Annotated in this window: 14 protein-coding genes; 3 read left to right on the forward strand and 11 right to left on the reverse strand. The window is 39.5% G+C overall.

What is annotated here, in order from left to right; translation table 11 throughout:
- Nucleotides 1–55: 55 nt before the first annotated feature.
- From PQ456_RS12690 to glgB, 3 genes are all read right to left on the reverse strand, one after another.
- Nucleotides 56–895 carry a hypothetical protein gene (locus tag PQ456_RS12690; RefSeq protein WP_273612615.1) on the reverse strand — a complete coding sequence of 280 codons (840 nt, stop codon included), beginning with the start codon at nt 893–895 and terminating at the stop codon, nt 56–58.
- Between the two features lie 213 nt (nt 896–1,108).
- Entirely contained in the window at nt 1,109–2,542 is a 1,434-nt protein-coding gene (gene glgA / locus PQ456_RS12695) for a glycogen synthase GlgA (protein WP_273612616.1), read from the reverse strand.
- 16 nt (nt 2,543–2,558) lie between these two features.
- On the reverse strand, nt 2,559–4,481 hold the full coding sequence (gene glgB, locus PQ456_RS12700; RefSeq protein WP_273612617.1) for a 1,4-alpha-glucan branching protein GlgB: 1,923 nt from the start codon (nt 4,479–4,481) through the stop codon (nt 2,559–2,561).
- A 295-nt stretch (nt 4,482–4,776) separates the two neighbouring features.
- On the opposite strand from glgB, the gene PQ456_RS12705 reads away from it, so the two are divergent.
- Nucleotides 4,777–5,979 carry a glucose-1-phosphate adenylyltransferase gene (locus PQ456_RS12705; protein WP_273612618.1) on the forward strand — a complete coding sequence of 401 codons (1,203 nt, stop codon included), beginning with the start codon at nt 4,777–4,779 and terminating at the stop codon, nt 5,977–5,979.
- Nucleotides 5,980–6,074: 95 nt separating this feature from the next.
- On the opposite strand, the gene PQ456_RS12710 is transcribed toward PQ456_RS12705, so the two are convergent.
- The 6 genes from PQ456_RS12710 to PQ456_RS12735 all read right to left on the reverse strand — a co-directional run bounded on the left by PQ456_RS12710 (nt 6,075) and on the right by PQ456_RS12735 (nt 12,663).
- Nucleotides 6,075–7,154 (reverse strand): GNAT family N-acetyltransferase, encoded by a 1,080-nt coding sequence (locus tag PQ456_RS12710; RefSeq protein ID WP_273612619.1) that lies wholly within the window; start codon nt 7,152–7,154, stop codon nt 6,075–6,077.
- Nucleotides 7,155–7,180: 26 nt separating this feature from the next.
- A complete protein-coding gene (locus PQ456_RS12715) occupies nt 7,181–8,584 on the reverse strand; it encodes a sensor histidine kinase (protein WP_273612620.1) in 1,404 nt (467 codons plus the stop codon).
- Entirely contained in the window at nt 8,584–9,282 is a 699-nt protein-coding gene (locus PQ456_RS12720; RefSeq protein ID WP_069325954.1) for a response regulator transcription factor, read from the reverse strand. The genes PQ456_RS12715 and PQ456_RS12720 overlap by 1 nt, the downstream gene beginning before the upstream one ends.
- A 14-nt stretch (nt 9,283–9,296) precedes the next feature.
- Nucleotides 9,297–10,562, reverse strand: coding sequence for a hypothetical protein (locus PQ456_RS12725; protein WP_273612621.1), 1,266 nt, complete (start codon nt 10,560–10,562; stop codon nt 9,297–9,299).
- 30 nt (nt 10,563–10,592) lie between these two features.
- Nucleotides 10,593–11,318 carry a phosphonate ABC transporter ATP-binding protein gene (locus PQ456_RS12730; protein ID WP_273616315.1) on the reverse strand — a complete coding sequence of 242 codons (726 nt, stop codon included), beginning with the start codon at nt 11,316–11,318 and terminating at the stop codon, nt 10,593–10,595.
- Between the two features lie 160 nt (nt 11,319–11,478).
- Nucleotides 11,479–12,663, reverse strand: a complete 1,185-nt coding sequence (locus tag PQ456_RS12735; RefSeq protein ID WP_337957855.1) for an MFS transporter — start codon at nt 12,661–12,663, stop codon at nt 11,479–11,481.
- A gap of 244 nt (nt 12,664–12,907) precedes the next feature.
- On the opposite strand from PQ456_RS12735, the gene PQ456_RS12740 reads away from it, so the two are divergent.
- Nucleotides 12,908–13,825 (forward strand): winged helix-turn-helix domain-containing protein, encoded by a 918-nt coding sequence (locus tag PQ456_RS12740; protein ID WP_273612622.1) that lies wholly within the window; start codon nt 12,908–12,910, stop codon nt 13,823–13,825.
- A 12-nt stretch (nt 13,826–13,837) separates the two neighbouring features.
- Nucleotides 13,838–14,605: an HAD family hydrolase gene (locus PQ456_RS12745; protein WP_273612623.1), complete on the forward strand. Its 768-nt coding sequence runs from the start codon at nt 13,838–13,840 to the stop codon at nt 14,603–14,605.
- Between the two features lie 103 nt (nt 14,606–14,708).
- Here the strand turns inward: PQ456_RS12745 and PQ456_RS12750 are convergent, their stop codons facing one another.
- Nucleotides 14,709–17,039, reverse strand: coding sequence for a type IA DNA topoisomerase (locus PQ456_RS12750; protein ID WP_273612624.1), 2,331 nt, complete (start codon nt 17,037–17,039; stop codon nt 14,709–14,711).
- 321 nt (nt 17,040–17,360) lie between these two features.
- Entirely contained in the window at nt 17,361–18,848 is a 1,488-nt protein-coding gene (locus PQ456_RS12755) for a glutamate synthase subunit beta (protein WP_204823856.1), read from the reverse strand.
- Between the last annotated feature and the right edge of the window lie 88 nt (nt 18,849–18,936).

An 18,936-nucleotide genomic window follows, 5' to 3' on the forward strand; every position in this document is an offset into this window, starting at 1 on the left:
TTATGTTGAGCAATGCTTTAGCCTACTATAATGAAATCGATCACAATACATAGGGCTAGGAAAACTGTTGTAACAATTGTTCCTTTACACATATATCGTCAGAACAGTGAGGACATTTCACTCTTCCTCCTAAATAAGGAAGCTGTGCTAACCAAGATGACATTTGTAATGAACCCATATACGTATATAACCAATTCAGGTCTATTTGGTGCGCATATTCTAGATCAGGTATTACTTTTTCAAATGTAGCACCTGTCTGAATAACCGGGTCTTCGCTATATGCTCGCCATTCAGTAATATTGCTATCGTTAACTGGCCAAATATAGATCGGTTGATCACAGTGAGAACAATCCAATATATATTCTTCACCATCACTGTACATTAACAAACATTTTGCCCACTGCCGATATCCATGCAAAGCTGCTGTTGCAGATAATATATACATTTTTTCACTTTCTTCTACTTGATCGATCTGAATTATCAATTCTGTCATGCGTTGCTGAAGCTGCATAAGTGAATCTGTATATGATTGATAAATATCTTTGACTTCATTTTCATCGAAATCTACAAAATAAGAACGCCAGGCATCTACAACATCTTCGTCATATGACGAAAGGGGTAGCTGATTCCATGCTTCAAACATGCCACATACGATATAAATATCTGTAAGAATATAATGTTCTGAAGTATGTAGAGCTAGCTCTACTAAATAAGGTACTGTTACATATGTACAAGGATAGATCGTATTTTGATGATACAACTCTTCATAATATAATGCTGTTGCTTGTTCTTGATCGTAGTCTTGTTGTAATTGCTGAATTTGTAGCGGAATATGTCCACCGTTACCATAAGGCCCATCTAAAAGTTCCCACTTTGTGCTTGTTAGGCTTAACATCGCTGCCTCACTCCTTACCAATGATTGAGATAATCTATAGCTTAATCCAAAGCAAGAACACGTTCTAGCTCTCGATTGATCTATAGATATGAATGATTAGCATATTAATAATATTGAAAATAACAAAAGGCTACCCGTTATTCTATATCGTTTGGGTAGCCTTTTGTCACATCTTACATGTTACACTTTGTATCTTTACAATTTTGCAATTATTTACGATTCCGATGCTTGGCGATACACTTCCAAATATTCTTGCGCAGATACCTGCCAGCTATATTCACCGGTTATCGCATTTTTCACAACTTTTTTCCATTCTTTTGGTTGATGATAAATGGATAATGCACGACGAATTGTAAACAACATATCATGAGCATTATAAGCGGCAAATGTAAATCCAGTACCTTCTCCTGTAAATTCGTTAAATGACTGTACAGTATCATTTAAGCCGCCTGTTTCGCGTACGATAGGAATACTACCATAACGCATCGCTAACAATTGACTGATCCCACAAGGCTCGAACTTAGAAGGCATTAAGAACATATCACTACCTGCATAGATACGGCGTGCCACGCCTTCGCTAAATCTAATCTCCGCCGCAAGCTTGGTTGAATGACGAGCCACTGCTTCGCGGAACCAATCTTCGTATTCTTGCTCGCCTGTACCCAAAATAACAAATTGCACATCATCATAATATAAAAATTCATCCAGTACACGAGTCACTAGATCCAATCCTTTGGATTCAGTCAGACGAGTAACCATCGCAATCATAGGAATTTTGGCATCAATAGGCAATCCCAATTCTTCTTGCAAAGCTAGTTTGTTAGCTGTACGTTTGGCAGTTGCACTACGATAATTACTAGTTAAATACGTATCTGTTGCCGGGTTATAACTTTTCGTATCGATTCCATTTACAATTCCATGTAATCGATCTCCCAGAGAACCCAGCAATCCTTCCAATCCATAACCATAGTATGGCATTTTGATCTCTTCAGCATATGTTGGGCTTACTGTAGTCACTTGATCAGCGAACACCAGTCCACCTTTCATAAAGCTTACATTTCCATGATATTCAATACCATCTGATTGGAAATAACGATCATCCATACCAAGCAAATCTCCTAGAACAGAGTAAGGGAAAATGCCTTGATATAATAGATTGTGAATCGTAAATACGCTGTGTACGTTAGCGTAGAATGGGTTATAACGATATTGTGCTTTAAGTAACATCGGTACCATTCCAGTATGCCAGTCATGAGCATGAATAATATCCGGTTGGAAATCGACTTCAGGTAAAATATCTAACACTGCGCGGTTAAAGAATGCGAAGCGCTCTCCATCATCTCCATATCCATAGATACCATCACGACCAAAATAATATTCATTATCTATCAAATAAACTGTCACGCCATTTTCGATATATTGCATAATTCCACAATATTGACTACGCCATCCCACTTGCACTTGAATAACTTTCAACAAAACCGATTTTTCGCGAATTGGTGCAGGAATACTTTTATAAAAAGGTAAGACGATCCGTACGTCTGCCCCTTCTTTTTGTAGCGCTTGAGGTAATGCTCCTATAACATCAGCAAGCCCCCCTGTTTTGATAAAAGGATTCGCTTCTGCTGCTGCAAATAAAATATTCATCGTTTATGTCCTCCTTCTATAATTTGCGTCTATTTGAAGTTCGACGCTTTAAAATAATGACACTAAGTGGTGGTAAGGTCATTTCAATACTTTGTTCTTGCTGATGGAACGGAACTTTCTCCGAGAATAACAACGATTCTGTCCGTCCACCTGTTCCGCCAAAGCGAGGTTCATCACTATTCCAGATTTCTTCATAAGTGCCTGCTTTGGGTACACCTACACGATAATTCACCTGCGGAATCGGTTGGAAATTAATCGCTATAATCAGTGTATCGTTTGTTTTCTTTCCTTTACGCATATACGTAATCACACTGCGTGCAGCATCATCTGCATTCAACCATTCGTATCCTTGCCACTCATGATCTTGTTCCCATAGAGCAGGTAATTGAAGGTATAGATGATTCAGCTCGCGTGTATAACTTTTCATTTTCTGATGCATATCGTACTCAAGCAACAACCAATCCAATTGATCTTGATCTTTCCATTCGATAAATTGTCCAAATTCGCCACCCATAAATAACAGCTTTTTGCCCGGGTGAGTCATTTGATACGCAAGCAATAGACGCAGACCTGCAAATTTTTGCTCATAAGCGCCCGGCATTTTATCTAACAACGATTTTTTACCATGTACTACTTCATCATGGGACAGTGGTAATGTAGCATTTTCAGCAAAAGCATAGGTGATCGGGAATGTCAAAAGATTATGCTTTTCTGGACGTTGCTCAAAATCAGATTCCATATAATCAAGCGTATCATTCATCCAGCCCATGCTCCATTTATAATTAAACCCAAGTCCATTTTCATGCGCAGGCTTCGTCACACCTGGCCATGCACTTGATTCTTCTGCCATCATTAACGCATGCGGGTAATATTGGAAGATCGTTTTGTTAAGCTGTTGCAAAAATAAAATAGCTTCTTTGTTTTCAGCTCCACCTTGTTCATTCGGCTTCCAACCTCCAACTGTTTCTCTACCGAAATCAAGTCGAATCATGCTGGTAACCGCATCAACACGCAGACCGTCAAAGTGGAACATCTCCATCCAATATAGTGCGCTTGAAATCAGAAACGAACGAACTTCTGGCTTGCTAAAATCAAACGATAATGTACCCCATCCGATTTTCTCTGCTCGATCTGGATCAGCATACTCATATAATGGTGTACCATCAAACATCCGCAGTCCATGTGCATCTTTGGTGAAATGCCCGGGAACCCAATCCAAAATCACTCCAATATTCGCTTGATGACAAGCATCTACAAAGTACATTAGCTCTTGTGGAGTTCCATAACGACTCGTTGGCGCAAAATATCCTGTACTTTGATACCCCCATGATAGATCATACGGATGCTCGGTTAATGGCATCAATTCTAGATGCGTATATCCCATGTCTACCAAATAAGGAATCAACAAATCTGCTAGCTCACGATAAGTGTAAAAGCTACCATCTTCTTTTTGTTTCCATGTACCAAAATGCATTTCATAAATATTCAGTGGCTTGCGATAAGGAGCACGACGTTTACGTCTCCACACCGCATCGTTCCATGTATATCCAGATAAAGAAGCAACTACCGAGGCTGTAGCTGGGCGTACTTCGGCATAATGAGCATACGGATCAGCTTTGAGAAACGAATCACCATTAGATGAAGTAATATGATATTTATATAAAGTGCCTTCATGAATATTGGGTAAAAATCCTGTCCATACTCCCGAGTTTGGAAGTTTATGTAATTGATAATGTTCTCCATCCCAGTTGTTCCAATCGCCTGCTACGCCAACACGTGCAGCATGAGGTGCCCATACACTAAAACGCACACCGGACTCTCCATTTTCTGATGTCACATGAGATCCAAAATGACGATACGTATGAAAATTGGTGCCTTCATGAAAAAGATAAAGCTCTTCTGGAGTTGGCTCTCCGTAGACTGTCCGTTTTTGACTCAAAACATCACCCCGCTAACTAATAAATGTATACATCATTTTATCATCATTTGATATGTTCTTTATCTATTCTAATTTATTATTGCCCTGATTAGAATAGGTAAACCATTTAAGTCACTAACTACAACTATTACCCTTATTTTGCACACTTGAAAAGACTACATTTGATGCAGAAAGGGGAACATAAGATTAAGAATGAAAATATTTTACAATAACTTGTTTCAAGCATTATCTTTCAAGGTTATAAATTATTACATCATCATGAGCGTTGTCATTATATAGTTGGAGGGAAAAGTTAATGAAAAATCAAAAGTGTGTTGCTATGTTGCTGGCCGGAGGAGAAGGGCGCAGACTCGCACCACTTACATCAATTGTGGCCAAACCAGCTGTACCGTTTGGCGGAGACTTCAAAATTATCGATTTTCCTCTTAGTAATTGCGTGAATTCAGGCATCGATACGATCGGCGTACTGACGCAATATGAAGCTGCTTCGCTTCATGACCATATCGATCAAGGGGATGCTTGGTCCACATCCAATCTTCAAATGAACATCTCTCTGTTGTCTTCAGAAGCAACAGGTGAATATATGGGAACAGCCGATGCGATCACGAAAAATATCGCTTATCTTGATGCGCTTAATCCTGAAAATGTTTTGATTCTTTCTGGTGATCATATTTATCATATGGATTACAGTGATATGATTGCTTACCATGAACAACATCAAGCGAAAGCTACTATTTCGGTGATGGAAGTACCATGGGAAGAAGCTAGTCGCTTTGGTGTTATGAGTACTGACTCTTCAATGAATGTTACTAAATTCTCTGAAAAGCCTGCTCAACCTGAAAGTAACCTGGCATCTATGGGTATTTATGTGTTTGACTGGCAATACCTAAGACGTCATCTGATTGAAGATGCTACCAAAGCAGATTCTAATCATGACTTCGGTAAAGATATTATTCCGCAAATGCTTGCTGAGCATCAAATTGTTGTTGCTTACGAATTCCAGGGTTACTGGAGAGACGTTGGTACGATTGATAGCTTATGGGAAGCTCATATGGACATTCTAAGTGACGGTCAACAATTCGAGTTGAAAAATGAAGCTTGGCCGATGTTCTCCCCTAGCTTAAATGTAGAGACTACTATTGTTCGTGAGCGTCAAGTACCGAATTGTTCTATGGTAAGTGACCAAGCTATTTTAGAAGGTGATGTACAACGTTCTGTTGTATTCAACAATGCTGAGATTGGTAAGTTTGCTCATGTTCGTCATAGTGTAATTATGCCTGGTGCTGTAGTTGGCAAGCATGCTCAAGTAGAATATGCTATTGTTGCTGAAGGTGCTGTGATCAAAGAAGGCGCTGTGATTAAAGGTACTGCTAACGATATCAAAGTAGTGGCTCCTTACGAAATCATTCATGCTAAACCTGTGGTTCGTACACAACCTGCACGTTTACTTCAAGAAGTATACGAGAAGTCCAGCCGACTACGTGCTGGTGGACTATAATTTAATTACGATAAAATACTGTTCATTCATTTATTGAATGATAGTCATTATAAATAAAAAAGCGGTAGCCATCAGGCTATCGCTTTTTTATCATTTTATAATGTGGAGCGCGATTGTAATGCTCTCCACTCATCTTCAAGAATACTCATTTCATATACACTATAATATTGTCCATCTAACCAAGAAGAATCTCGCATTAATCCTTCTTTGCTAAATCCACAAGATTCATATAACTTGATAGCAGATACATTATAATCGTACACACCCAATGTGATACGGTGCATTCCTAACGTATCAAAACCGATCCGTAATAACTCGTTAAGAATTTGGCGACCATATCCTTTACCTCTAGCTTCAGGATCACCGACTAATAATTTGGAGATACGTGCAGATCGATTAGTACGATCAATTCTACTTAAAGCAACATGACCAACTTTGTGATTGGTTATTCGATCGACTACGATATAGATCAATTGATCTGAAAACATAGGATGATTGGCACCTTCTATATGAGCTTCCAGATCGGAAGTATCTAGTGGATATTCCCACCCTATTCCACTCCACTGTTGCAGAAATTTAGCGTCTCCTGACCATTCTAATAACTGATCAAAATCTTTTTCCAGAAAATATTCTAACCGAATCTGATGATCTTCTGCGGGTGGAAGCTTCTCATAGAGACTTGCCAAGCGACCTTTTACATCATGAGTTCCCATATAGCGAAAATCTTGACTCTGATAAAAACGATTCAATGTAGGCAAATGCGCCATACAATCTAATCGAAGCCCTTTTTTACCAGATGTTAATGCATAATTGGTAGCCCACTGAATCAGAATAGCACCTAATCCAAGACTCCGAAAATCTTGATGCACCGTCAACCGATGCAAATATAAATAACGATCATCATCTAGGTGTTGCCAGTAATCGGGATCTCCTGATTGCAGAGTAAACATCGCTGCTGGTCGATCATCCACATAAAGAAGGAATACTTCTCGCTCCACAAAATAACTATGGATTAATTCAGAAGTAAACATTTCCTTTTTCCATTGTTCAATTCCTTGAGATTCCATCCATTCTGCCGCATTGACTAACAAAGAGGTTACCTGTTCGGCATGTTGCTCATTGGCTTGGATAATACGAAGTTGCAAATCTCCAACTTGAGGTTGTTGTAATGTCAAATGGTGTTCCTCCTTACATGATCAGTTTACGTAAGCTGTAAAATTTCTTGTTGTTTTGTTAAAGGTAGCTCAATCATAACGGTTGTACCTTTTTCCAGTTCACTATCAATATACATATCTCCATTATGCAATTGTACAATCTGCTGGGTGATGGCAAGCCCAAGTCCTGTACCGCCTCGGTTCGGATTCACTTGGAAAAAGCGATCTTTTACTTTTTCTAAATGTTCTTGGCTAATACCTATACCCGCATCTTGAATCGATATGCGTACTCGTTCAGGTGAAACTTCTGTTAGCATAATAAAGATAGTAGATTCTTCCGGTGAAAATTTGATCGCATTATCAACAATATTTAGAAAGACCTGTTTTAGACGGTTCCCATCAGCTTGTACGATAAATGGGCGTTCGCCCGGTTCTAATTTGAGCTGAATTTTTTTCTGTTCTGCTTTGGCCCAGACATTCAGCATCGTTTCTTGCAATACTTCTTTGAGATTCACTTCACCTATAACCATTTTCATCTGATTTTGTTGTAATTTTGAGAAATCAAGCATTTCTTCAACCAGTCCAATCAGACGATCGGTTTCTTTAGAAATAATACTCATACCAAGCTTTGTCTCCTCAGGATCGAATCCTCCCGAAACCAACGTCTCACTCCAACCTTTAATACCTGTAAGAGGTGTTCGCAATTCATGTGAAATCGAAGAAATAAAATCGTCTTTGATCTGATTACTACGAATAATTTCTTCCGCCATATAATTCAAGGTAGAAGCAAGCTCACCAATTTCATGAGGATAATTACCTTTGATGCGGGCGTTAAAGTCCCCTTTTGCCATTAGCGTAGAGACTCCAATAATATTGTTAAGTGGTCGCACAATAGAATTCGCTAATCCTAGACTTACTACCAGCACAATAATTAAGACAGCGGCTCCCACGCCTACAGCAACCATAGTAATCGTTAATAACTTCTGATTTACACGCTCTAGCGATGTCACATAACGCACCAGATAATTATCACCGTTCACTTGAATTTGTCTGGTCACTGCCATAACATTTTCACCAGTACCTGCTTGCTTACCAATCCAGCGACCGGTAGAACCTGCTAATGCTTGTGGAATATCACCGGTCTGGATCGGCTTATCTACTCTAAAATTGGTCGAGTTTTGCAAAACATTTCCCTGAGTATCCAAAAGTTGAACTTCAACCGTATCGCCTAACTCATAACGCTGAATAATCTCTTGATATTTCACAGGGCTCGACTGATCGCTGATAAAGTTTTGCGGTACATCTGTAGAACTATTGAGATAATTGTAAATACTGTCGTAATAATACGTACGCATAGAGAATAAAAACACTAACTCTACCAAGAGCAACGCCAGAAATACAACAATAAAGTAATGCAAAACAATCTGGCGGCTAATGCCTTTTTTGATCATTAGGACTCCCGGCCTCTCCATTTATAGCCATGTCCCCACACCGTTTGTAGGAATTCAGGTTCAGACGGGTTGTTTTCGATTTTTTGACGCAAACGACGAATATTTACATCTACAATTTTGGGATCACCCATATACTCTTTGCCCCATACATGATCCAACAGTAGATCACGACTAAGCGGTGTATTTTCTTTTTCAAGGAAAAATTGAACCAATGAGAACTCGGTTGGTGTCAATTCGATCTGTTGCCCTTTTTTCTTAAATTGCTTGGAGATCAGATCCAGTGTAAATGGGCCGGATTCAAAGGATACTTTGGTATTCGATTCACGTTGTACATTGACACGACGTAACAAAGACTGAATACGAGCAATCAATTCAGTAGGGCTAAATGGTTTGCTGATATGGTCATCTGCACCAACTGATAAAGCATATACTTTATCTTGTTCTTGTACTTTGGCTGTCAAAAAGACAATACCAATGCGTTCATTTTTTTCACGAATACGACGACATACTTCAAAACCGTCAATACCCGGAACCATGACATCAAGCAAAGCGATATCAATATCAGGAACAGTTTCTAACATATGCAAGGCTTGCTCACCGTTCTCTGTCTCTATCACTTCAAATCCATTTCGCTTCAAGTTAATAATAATAAAACTGCGGATTGATTCTTCATCTTCCATAATTAACACTTTACTCATAAAAATAGACCTCCTCAATTCAATATCAGATTATTTTTTGTGTTTTGCCAGAGTGCAATATATTGATCATTGGAGGTTGTAATAAGCTCCCAATCTTTATTTGTCTGATTGTTCCATTGAGCTGAAGTAAAGAAGCGAACTTCTGCTACTTTTTCTCCTGTATCTTTCAATATAAAGCGCAAATCTTGATCTTTGTTAGACTTCGTATCGAGAGTAATTTTATCGTTCCATTCCGGTGCAAATTTCAACACAAACCGTCCTTGATCATCTCGGTATTGCTGACTAACTAATTTGAGTTTGTTATCTCCATCCCACTGATAATAATATATAAAATAAGGGATTTCGCTTGTTTCGATATTTTCCCAGCCTAATGGAATTTGTAGCATTCCAATTTCCAATATGCCATCTCCATTTACATCATCACTATAGATCAAAGAATCTTTAAATGTAGCGGCTTTGCTAATCGGGAATACATCTCGAAGCTTATTATTGTCCATAACAATCAAATGAGTAAATCCAGAGAATGAACCTAGTAACTGATCCATAATGATTCCATTTTGATCTTTAGATACTTTTCCAGCGACTACATTATAAAATCCTAATGTAATTGTTGAATCCAGATCGATCGAATCGACTTCCTGGAACCCATCTTTGTAACGGAAATTCGTGATTGTTAAATAACTATTACGGCTCATGTACATCGTTGTCAGATCATCAACACCATCACCGTTCATATCCAAAATCTCATAATAAGTGTAAGGCTTTTTGTCTACAATATTCAACTCACCTTTGTCATAACTATAGATCACCAGATTTTTCTGCATGCTATCTACACCACTATTTGTCGTATTGATCGCATTTGAATATCCAACAATCAGATCTTTATGTCCATCATGAGTAATATCTTTGATTTCTACACTTTCCAGCACGTATCCTTGCCCTTCAATATCTCTTTTTTTAATCCAATCAGAACCGGATTGTTCAAAAATCATACCATTGATTCGAGCATCGGAAGTCGTGTAGAAAGCAATAGCTTCCATTTTGCCATCTCCATCAAGATCCGCTTGTTGAATCCAATCATTGGCATTACCATTTTTGGGGTTGGCAAGCTTGGCACCAGGGGGTAAAGCTGCTTGTATCGTACTACTTAATGTCTGCTTATCCGAAGGTAGCTGTGGTAATTGCATAAGCCCTTTCGGATCTGAAATGAGTTCACAACCGCTTAACAAGATCAATAACGTTGTTATTGTCGCCAAGCGTACCCATAGATTCCATTTCAATAGTATCACTCTTTTCATTAACTAAATCTGTTATAACAATCGACGTTCTGCACTGGTCAATCTCCGACCTTTAATATCAAAAGCAATATGTCCTTCTTGCAGTCCAATAATACGAGTCGCATATTTTTCTGCTAATTCTAAAGGAATTACTGTAATGATAGTGACACGCTCACTACTGCATAATGCACGCAGTGTTTTGATCACATCTTCTCCAGATTTGGGATCAAGCCCTGTGATAGGTTCATCTGCAAGAACGACTTTGACACCATGAGCAAGAGAACGAGCTATCGCTACACGTTGACGTTCGCCACCGCTTAATGTACTTGCTTTTTGATGAGCTTTGTCGAGCAATCCTAGACTTTCTAATACATCCATTGCTCCCATATAATCGTCTGAACGCACCATACCTGTGAGCATGCGCCAGATTGGTGTCTGTCCAGCTTGTCCAATCAATACATTTTTAAGAGCTGTTCGTTCAGGATGAAGCTGAGGGCTTTGTTCTACATAAGCCCATTCACGCGAGATTTTGCGTTTACCGCTAAAGCCTGCTTTCATAATATCGATATCGCCTACTTGAAAGCTACCGTCTGTCCATGATTCTTTCATCGCCAGACATTTAAGTAATGTACTTTTACCGCTACCGCTCGGCCCCAAAATAGCAATCATTTCACCATGTTGAATTTCCAGGCTAATCCGATCCAATACTTTGGTTTTATTTTCACCGACCGTTTTTGTGAGATTCTCTATTTTGATCATCGACATCTATCGTGAGCCGCCCTTCTCTATCTGGTGATTACTGGAATGTGTATGATTTCTATCGCTTCTCCTATTGATCTGTAGCACTTTGGTATGCACATAGAACCATTACTTATTAGTTTAGGGGAAAAAGCAAAGAAATGCCATCTACTGTACCTGATTATTTCGATTTTTCTTTAAATATAAAACCAGTAGCAGCAAAAATCATATAACAACCACCCAAAACCCAAAACAAACTAGCTGGTGAACCCATCTCTATTCCTTTTCCTCCAAGCGCTGGCCCAATAATACTACCTGCATTAAAATGAAAAGAAGCTAATACGTTAGCAGCAGGCAAATACACTTTCGGTAACATATCAGCCGCATACGCTAGTCCTAAAGAAAAGAAAGAACCGATCAATCCACCTGCTAAAGCAAAAATAGCAGCGATTGCGATCATATTCGTTTCTGCCATCGGAACAAATAAAAAGAGTAATCCACCCAATCCTCCGCAGATCATCAGCATCTTTTTACGTCCATACCGATCACTTAATATCCCCAAAGGAAGCTGAAGGATTAATCCCCCGATACCGATAAAAGGAAGTAAGAACGCAATATCACTTGTTGAAAATCCAACTCGCAATCCATACACAGGGAAATTACTGTTCATAGCAGCTTCCATATATCCATACAAGAACGCTGGAATAAGCGCATACCAGGCCCAGCTATAACTTTTCGTAAATCGACGTTGTGCAGGTTCATCGGTTGCGGTTTTCTCCGGTGTTCCATGTGGCAATTTCCAGATGACCAGAATAACGACAATTAAGAATAATCCTGCGAGTAATAGAAATGGAGCATATACTCCCCAATCAAGCAATTTGATTCCAAGCGGGCCGATACTGAAACCTATACCATACGACATGCCATAGATTGAAAGATTACGACCACGATGTTCGGAAGGCGTCATCATCAATACCCATAATTGAGCAGAATAATGAACAGCGCTGTCTCCAACACCGACTAATAATCTTAATACGAACCAAAAAATAATACTGGGATACAGCGGAAATAACGGCAATGTAATCAGCACCAGCAACAAACCGCCAAGCATTAATTTTTTAAATCCTAAAATGCCTAATAGTCGTTCTGCGACCAGTGTCATGCCGAATGAACCGATATACAATACAGCAGCATTTAAGCCGTTTAATGTTGAAGATACACCCATTTTTTCCAGAAAAATAGCCAGTACAGGTAACAACATCCCCTGACTGATACCAGCTACGATAATAGCAATAATCAAAATAGCAAAATGAACTTTGGATACAGAATGAATCGATTGCGAATGCTGGGACGATGTTTTGAGCACGATAGTTCCTCCAATTATGTAATGAAACAAGATGTAAATGAATCATAGAATTTCTCTTTTGCAAAATACCATCCGAACATTATAGTGGACAATATACAAGTAAACAAGCCATAATAACATGATAATAACCGATATATTGACTTGATTGTAGACGTATAAAAAGGTTATATTGTTACACTATGTTGAATCTGAAATAAGATTCATCTATTGTTGAATAGATATTATTTGGGAGGGTTCTGGTTTCATGAGCTATGACGTGAAAATAGATGTGTCTCCGATCTACGATTTACTCGGAAGTTTTATGGTCTATGTGACCAAAAAATGGATTCGTGATATCGATCTGGGTTCAGAATGGATCAGAGACATCGACAACCAACTAAGCCCTGGAGTGCGTTCTGCTATATTAGAAGCATCTTCGTGGCCTTTTGATGATTTTGATGTATTATATGCCTGGGCAAGCTGTCGTCATGCTGACGGTTCTGTTCGTGATTTTTTAAATCATTTAGAAAATGCTTCTGAAGATGATATGTGGAATGAGATTCATGAACTGCTACCGACTATGACTTTACTCGATACTAGACGTATTCAGACCAGTTATGCTCCACTATTAAAATTATGGTATGAACATTACTTTCATCATATAGAAGATGAAATTCTTGAATTAATCACAGAAGATGCCAAAGAGAAAAAAGGGTTACTGGACAAAATGGACCCTAGTGCATTAATTGAATATGCTTCAGGCGGCTTAGTGGTAGATCCTTTTCCCGAGTTAAATACGGTGATCTTATTCCCAACGGTACATAACCGCCCAATCAATACGTATTGCTTTTACGAAGGCGTGTTATTGATTCAATATCCAGTTGATGTACCTGAACAAGATGAAGAAGATCCACCAAATGTGCTTTTACGTATGACACGAGCATTATCAGATCCAGAACGCCTACGTATGCTGCGCTACATTGGCGGTGAACCACGTTCTTTACAAGATATGGCTCACTATCTATTACAACCTCAAGAGTCGCTTATGCATCATCTGATGATGCTTAGAGTGGCAGGCTTACTGCGTATCCACCTCGGTAGAGGGGATATTGAACGTTTTAGTATTCGACAGGACGGTGCTTCTGAGCTTCAACTGTTCCTCGAATCGTATATCCGTATTTAAGGAGTGAATCACATGAAAGACATCCGACATCAGCACCTTATCTTTGATATGGATGATACGCTGATCCATTGTAACAAATATTTCAATCTCATTTTAGACGAATTTATCAGTCTGTTATCCGAATGGTTCAATCATCCAGCAGTAACGATGGACGCTATTCGTCAAAAACAAATCGAAATTGATGTAGCTGGTGTGCATAGAGTAGGTTTTGCTAGTGAACATTTTCCCAAATCATTAGTTGAAACGTATCATCATTTCAGTCAATTAGTAGGACGACCTGTACATGAAGCAGAAGAAAATCAATTGCGTCTACTAGGCAATAGCGTATATGAGAAAGAAGTAGAACCTTATCCTGGCATGGTAGAAACGCTAGAAATTCTTCAACAAGCAGGTCATACTTTATATCTGTATACCGGCGGCGAGACTGTTATTCAGCAACGCAAAATCGATCAGATGAAATTAACATCTTATTTCGATTCTCGCATCTTTATCCGTCAGCACAAAAATATTCATGCGCTTGAAGAGATTATTAATTCTCATGTGCTTCCACGTCAGGACACATGGATGATCGGTAACTCTTTACGTTCTGATGTTCAACCTGCTCTACATGCTTCTCTCAACACTATTTATCTGAAACAATCCCATGAATGGGCATATGATGTAGTTCAACTTCAACACGACGACAATCTTCCGTTCTACACCATATCGCAATTGGTTGAAGTTCCTCAGGTCATTCATGAAAGTCTATCACAACAGCAAAAGAAACGGACATCGGGTTAATTCCCGGTCCGTTTTTTTGTTTTTCATTAAAAGCTTTGTTTTCCTTTTACTGCATAACATAGATTAGCCATTATCTATGATTATTTATCATCATCTACTACGTTTATTTCACAGCTTCTACGATCAATTTTCCAGATTCCTGATCGACCAGTTTGATTCGTCCTTTATGCGTTTCATTTCCTTTTTTGAAAGCAAGAGCTTGAGTCTCGCCTTTTTGTAATAACGTTTTGAGCATAGAGACCGATATTTTTTTACCGGCAAATTCTTTCCAGATCACAAAAGTACATCCTTGTTTGAAATGCGAACAACCGTATCCTTTGCGCCCTTCTATAATTTGTCCGCCACAATTAGCATTCGGGCATTTACCAAGTGCTGTATGTTTTCCAGCCGCTCCCATCGATACAGTAGCTGTAGCCGATTTGGCTGTTGATGCAGAAGAAGTGGATGCTGATTTAGCAGTTGATTTGCTTGTAGCACTGCTTTTACTACGATTGGTTGTACTTGCACTTCCTTTACTTGCAGTAGTACGTGTAGATTTCGATGAACGGTTACCTTTACCCGTTGAACGTGATTCATCGCCAAATCGTCCGGCAATAGCAGGTGATTGTGTTTTTACTTTTTCGATCACAGAGGCGGCGAATTTCTTCACACTTTCCAAAAAGCGATCAGAATCTGCTTCTCCACGTGAAATCTGATTAAGCCGACGCTCCCATTGCCCTGTCATTTCTGGCGAAGTGAGAAGTTCTACTCCAGCCGCACGAATCAATTCGATAGCAGCACGTCCTTTTAACGTTAACTCCATCTTTTTACCTTGAGTATTAATATATCCGACTTGCTTCAGTCGTTCTATCGTTGCCGCTCGTGTAGCTGGTGTACCCAGACCTGACTCTTTCATCGCATCACGCAATTCTTCATTCTCGATCTGCTTGCCTGCACTTTCCATCGCTTTGAGCAAAGTACCTTCTGTATAATGCTTGGGCGGTTGAGTCGCTTTTTCTTTCACTTCTGCTTTGCTACATTGCACAGGTTGCTTATCATCAATAACAAATGGTTCTTGTACTTCTTCCTCTGGCTCTTCTTCTTTACCATTTTCACTTTTGGTTGAAGATCTACTGGAAGATTTGGATTTATCTTTATCAGGCAATGTAGCTTTCCATCCCAAAAACAATAATTCTTTGACTGCTGTTTTGAATGTTTCCTGCTCTACAGTAGTCATTACAGTATGATGCTTGTATTCAGCAGGTGGATAAAATTGTGCTAGAAAACGACGTACAATCAGATCATACAATTGCTGTTCTTCTTTGCTCAGTGTACCCGGCTTTTTCAACGTAGGTAAAATCGCATGGTGATCTTCCACTTTAGAAGGATTGCAAACCGCTTTATTGTTAACATGGACGCGTTTGCCTTCTGCGCCTTCTGCCAGTTGTTCATACGGTGTGTTTTTGAGCATTCCTAACACTTTATGCATCCCATCAATATTTTGCTCGGTAACATAGTTAGAGTTGGTACGCGGATAGCTGATGACTTTATGCTTTTCATAAAGAGCTTGCGCGGTATCAAGCGTTTTTTTGGCTGAGTAACCAAATTTGGCATTCGCATCCCGTTGTAACAAGGTAAGATCATACAGTTTATACGGATACTCTTTACTTTCACGGATATCGTATTTGGTAATACGTCCTTGTTTACCTTTTACTTTATCAACAATCGCTTGTCCTTTGGCTTGATCGGTAATCCGATCACCTTGCCACACCCCTGTATAACTTTTGTCTGCCTGCTTGAATGTAGCTCTCACTTCATAAAACGTTTGCGAATCAAACGCTTCGATTTCTTTCTGGCGATCATAGATTAAAGCTAGTACGGGCGTCTGTACACGTCCTACAGACAATAAATTATTATGTTTAATCGTAAAAGCGCGAGACGCATTCATACCGATTAACCAGTCCGCTTCACTTCGTGCTCTCGCTGCCCGGGTTAAATTCTCAAATTCCTGTCCGTCTTTTAATTCAACAAATCCTTTGCGAATACTTTCCGGTGTAAGATCTGATATCCATAAGCGCTTGACAGGCTGTGTAAGCTTCAATTGACGCTGGATTAACGCAAATATATGCTGACCTTCCCGCCCGGCATCACAGGCGTTTACAATGCGGTCACAGCGCTTAGCAAGTTCTCCGATCGTATTCAATTGATCTTTGGTTCGAGGGTTAGGTACAATTTTGAATTGCTCTGGAATAATAGGAAGATCGCCGAAGTTCCATTTTTTATATTTGGGATCATAAGCATCGGGTTCTGCGAGTCCTATTAAATGACCGATTGCCCAAGTAATAATATATTGTTCCCCTTCCAAATATGTACGGTGATTGCGTGCTTTAGGCTCCATCACAGCAGCAATATTCCGTCCCATATCAGGCTTTTCTGCTACGATTAATATTTTCATTTCGTTCATTCCTTTCCGGGAATGGATTGTATCTTAGCGACAAAAAGGGACCACACCCTGGAGTGTAGCCCCCTTGCCCACGTACTTGCTATTGCTATTTATTATAACATAGCATCGTCCAAATTTCGATTGAAGTTTTGTGTTTCTATGTTTATGTCTACCTTGAAATAATAATGATCGATAAGACAGATCAACATAATAAAAGCTACCGTCAGCTAGAACTAATCTTAGCTAACAATAGCTTTTATTGAATGATATCTTGGTATGGCATTGGTTATCACATAGAGATCACTCTACTAATTCATTAATCTATGACTTCTGTTATACAAGCACTGTTGAACCCATCAAATATTTATCCACTTCACGCGCAGCTTCGCGTCCTTCATTGATCGCCCATACGACTAGACTTTGTCCACGACGCATATCACCAGCAGCAAATACTTTATCTACATTGGTATTGTATTTACCATAACGTGCTTTAACATTCGTCCAGCGATCTGTTGCTAGGCCTAATTGTTGTGGCAACGTTTGTTCAGGACCATCAAATCCGATAGCAATTAGTGCAAGTTCCGCAGGGAATACTTTTTCTGTACCTGGGATTGGTTGATAGATTTTACGACCGGTCTCATCGACAATACGTTGAATCTGAATCGTATGCAACTCTTTCAAGTTACCATTTTCATCACCAACAAATTTAGTCGTCATGATTGAGAATTCACGTGGGTCACTACCGAATATCGCTTTTGCTTCTTCTTGTGCATAATCCAATGTGTACACATTAGGGAATTGTGGCCACGGGTTACTAATAGGATCACGTTCTAAAGGCGCTTTGTCATGCGTACCGAATTGAGTGACTGTACTGCAACCATGACGAACCGAAGTAGCTACACAGTCAGAACCAGTATCACCGCCGCCGATCACAATAACATTTTTATCTTGAGCAGATAAATAATTACCGTCTTCAAGATTGCTATCCAGATAACTTTTAATCGAACCGTTTAGGAAATCCATAGCATAGACAACACCGTTTAACTCGCTGCCTTCAATATTGAATTCACGCGGTTTCGTTGCACCGCCACAAAGTATCACAGCATCATATTCATCAACCAATTGTTGCGCAGGAATATCTTTTCCAATTTCTGTACCTGTAATAAATTCGATACCTTCTGCGATCAAAAGGTCAACACGACGCTGAACAATACCTTTGTCTAATTTCATTGTTGGAATACCATACGTTAGCAATCCACCAACACGATCAGACCGCTCATAGACAGTAACAGAATGACCTGCTTTATTTAATTGTGCTGCACACGCCAGACCGGCTGGACCTGATCCGATAACCGCTACACGACGACCTGTACGTTTTTCAGGTGGTTGTGGAACAACCCAACCTTCTTCAAAACCTTTTTCAATAATCGCTTCTTCAATGGTTTTGATCGTTACCGGTTGTCCGATCAGACCTACCGTACACGAACCTTCGCACGGTGCTGGACAGATACGCCCTGTAAATTCAGGAAAATTATTTGTTTTGTGTAGACGCTCTAGCGCTTCTCTCCACAATCCACGATACACCAAGTTATTCCATTCAGGAATCAAGTTATGAACCGGACAACCAAAAGTTCCACCAGCCATATCCATTCCTGTGTGACAGTAAGGTGTGCCACAATCCATACATCTAGCGCCTTGTGTACGGAGCTCATCTTCTGCCATATGTTTGTGGAACTCTTGCCAATCTTTTACGCGTTCAAGCGGATTGCGATCCGCGGGAATTTGTCTTTTGTATTCCATGAATCCAGTTGGTGTAGACATTTTAACATTTCCCCCATCCGTTCTGTCACTGCTAAGCTTGTTGTACAGATATTTTTATGATATCCAATCTTGTTACCTTCTCTTTATT

Origin of the sequence: Paenibacillus kyungheensis (assembly GCF_028606985.1) — a bacterium.
Lineage (GTDB): Bacteria > Bacillota > Bacilli > Paenibacillales > Paenibacillaceae > Saccharibacillus > Saccharibacillus kyungheensis.

Bases quoted from the DNA above. Each gene is read 5' to 3' on its own strand.
- PQ456_RS12755 (WP_204823856.1), bottom strand. From the start codon at position 18,848: ATGTCTACACCAACTGGATTCATGGAATACAAAAGACAAATTCCCGCG.
- PQ456_RS12750 (WP_273612624.1), bottom strand. From the start codon at position 17,039: ATGAAAATATTAATCGTAGCAGAAAAGCCTGATATGGGACGGAATATT.
- glgA (WP_273612616.1), bottom strand. From the start codon at position 2,542: ATGAATATTTTATTTGCAGCAGCAGAAGCGAATCCTTTTATCAAAACA.
- PQ456_RS12720 (WP_069325954.1), bottom strand. From the start codon at position 9,282: ATGAGTAAAGTGTTAATTATGGAAGATGAAGAATCAATCCGCAGTTTT.
- PQ456_RS12730 (WP_273616315.1), bottom strand. From the start codon at position 11,318: ATGATCAAAATAGAGAATCTCACAAAAACGGTCGGTGAAAATAAAACC.
- PQ456_RS12715 (WP_273612620.1), bottom strand. From the start codon at position 8,584: ATGATCAAAAAAGGCATTAGCCGCCAGATTGTTTTGCATTACTTTATT.
- PQ456_RS12690 (WP_273612615.1), bottom strand. From the start codon at position 895: ATGTTAAGCCTAACAAGCACAAAGTGGGAACTTTTAGATGGGCCTTAT.
- PQ456_RS12740 (WP_273612622.1), top strand. From the start codon at position 12,908: ATGAGCTATGACGTGAAAATAGATGTGTCTCCGATCTACGATTTACTC.
- PQ456_RS12705 (WP_273612618.1), top strand. From the start codon at position 4,777: ATGAAAAATCAAAAGTGTGTTGCTATGTTGCTGGCCGGAGGAGAAGGG.
- PQ456_RS12745 (WP_273612623.1), top strand. From the start codon at position 13,838: ATGAAAGACATCCGACATCAGCACCTTATCTTTGATATGGATGATACG.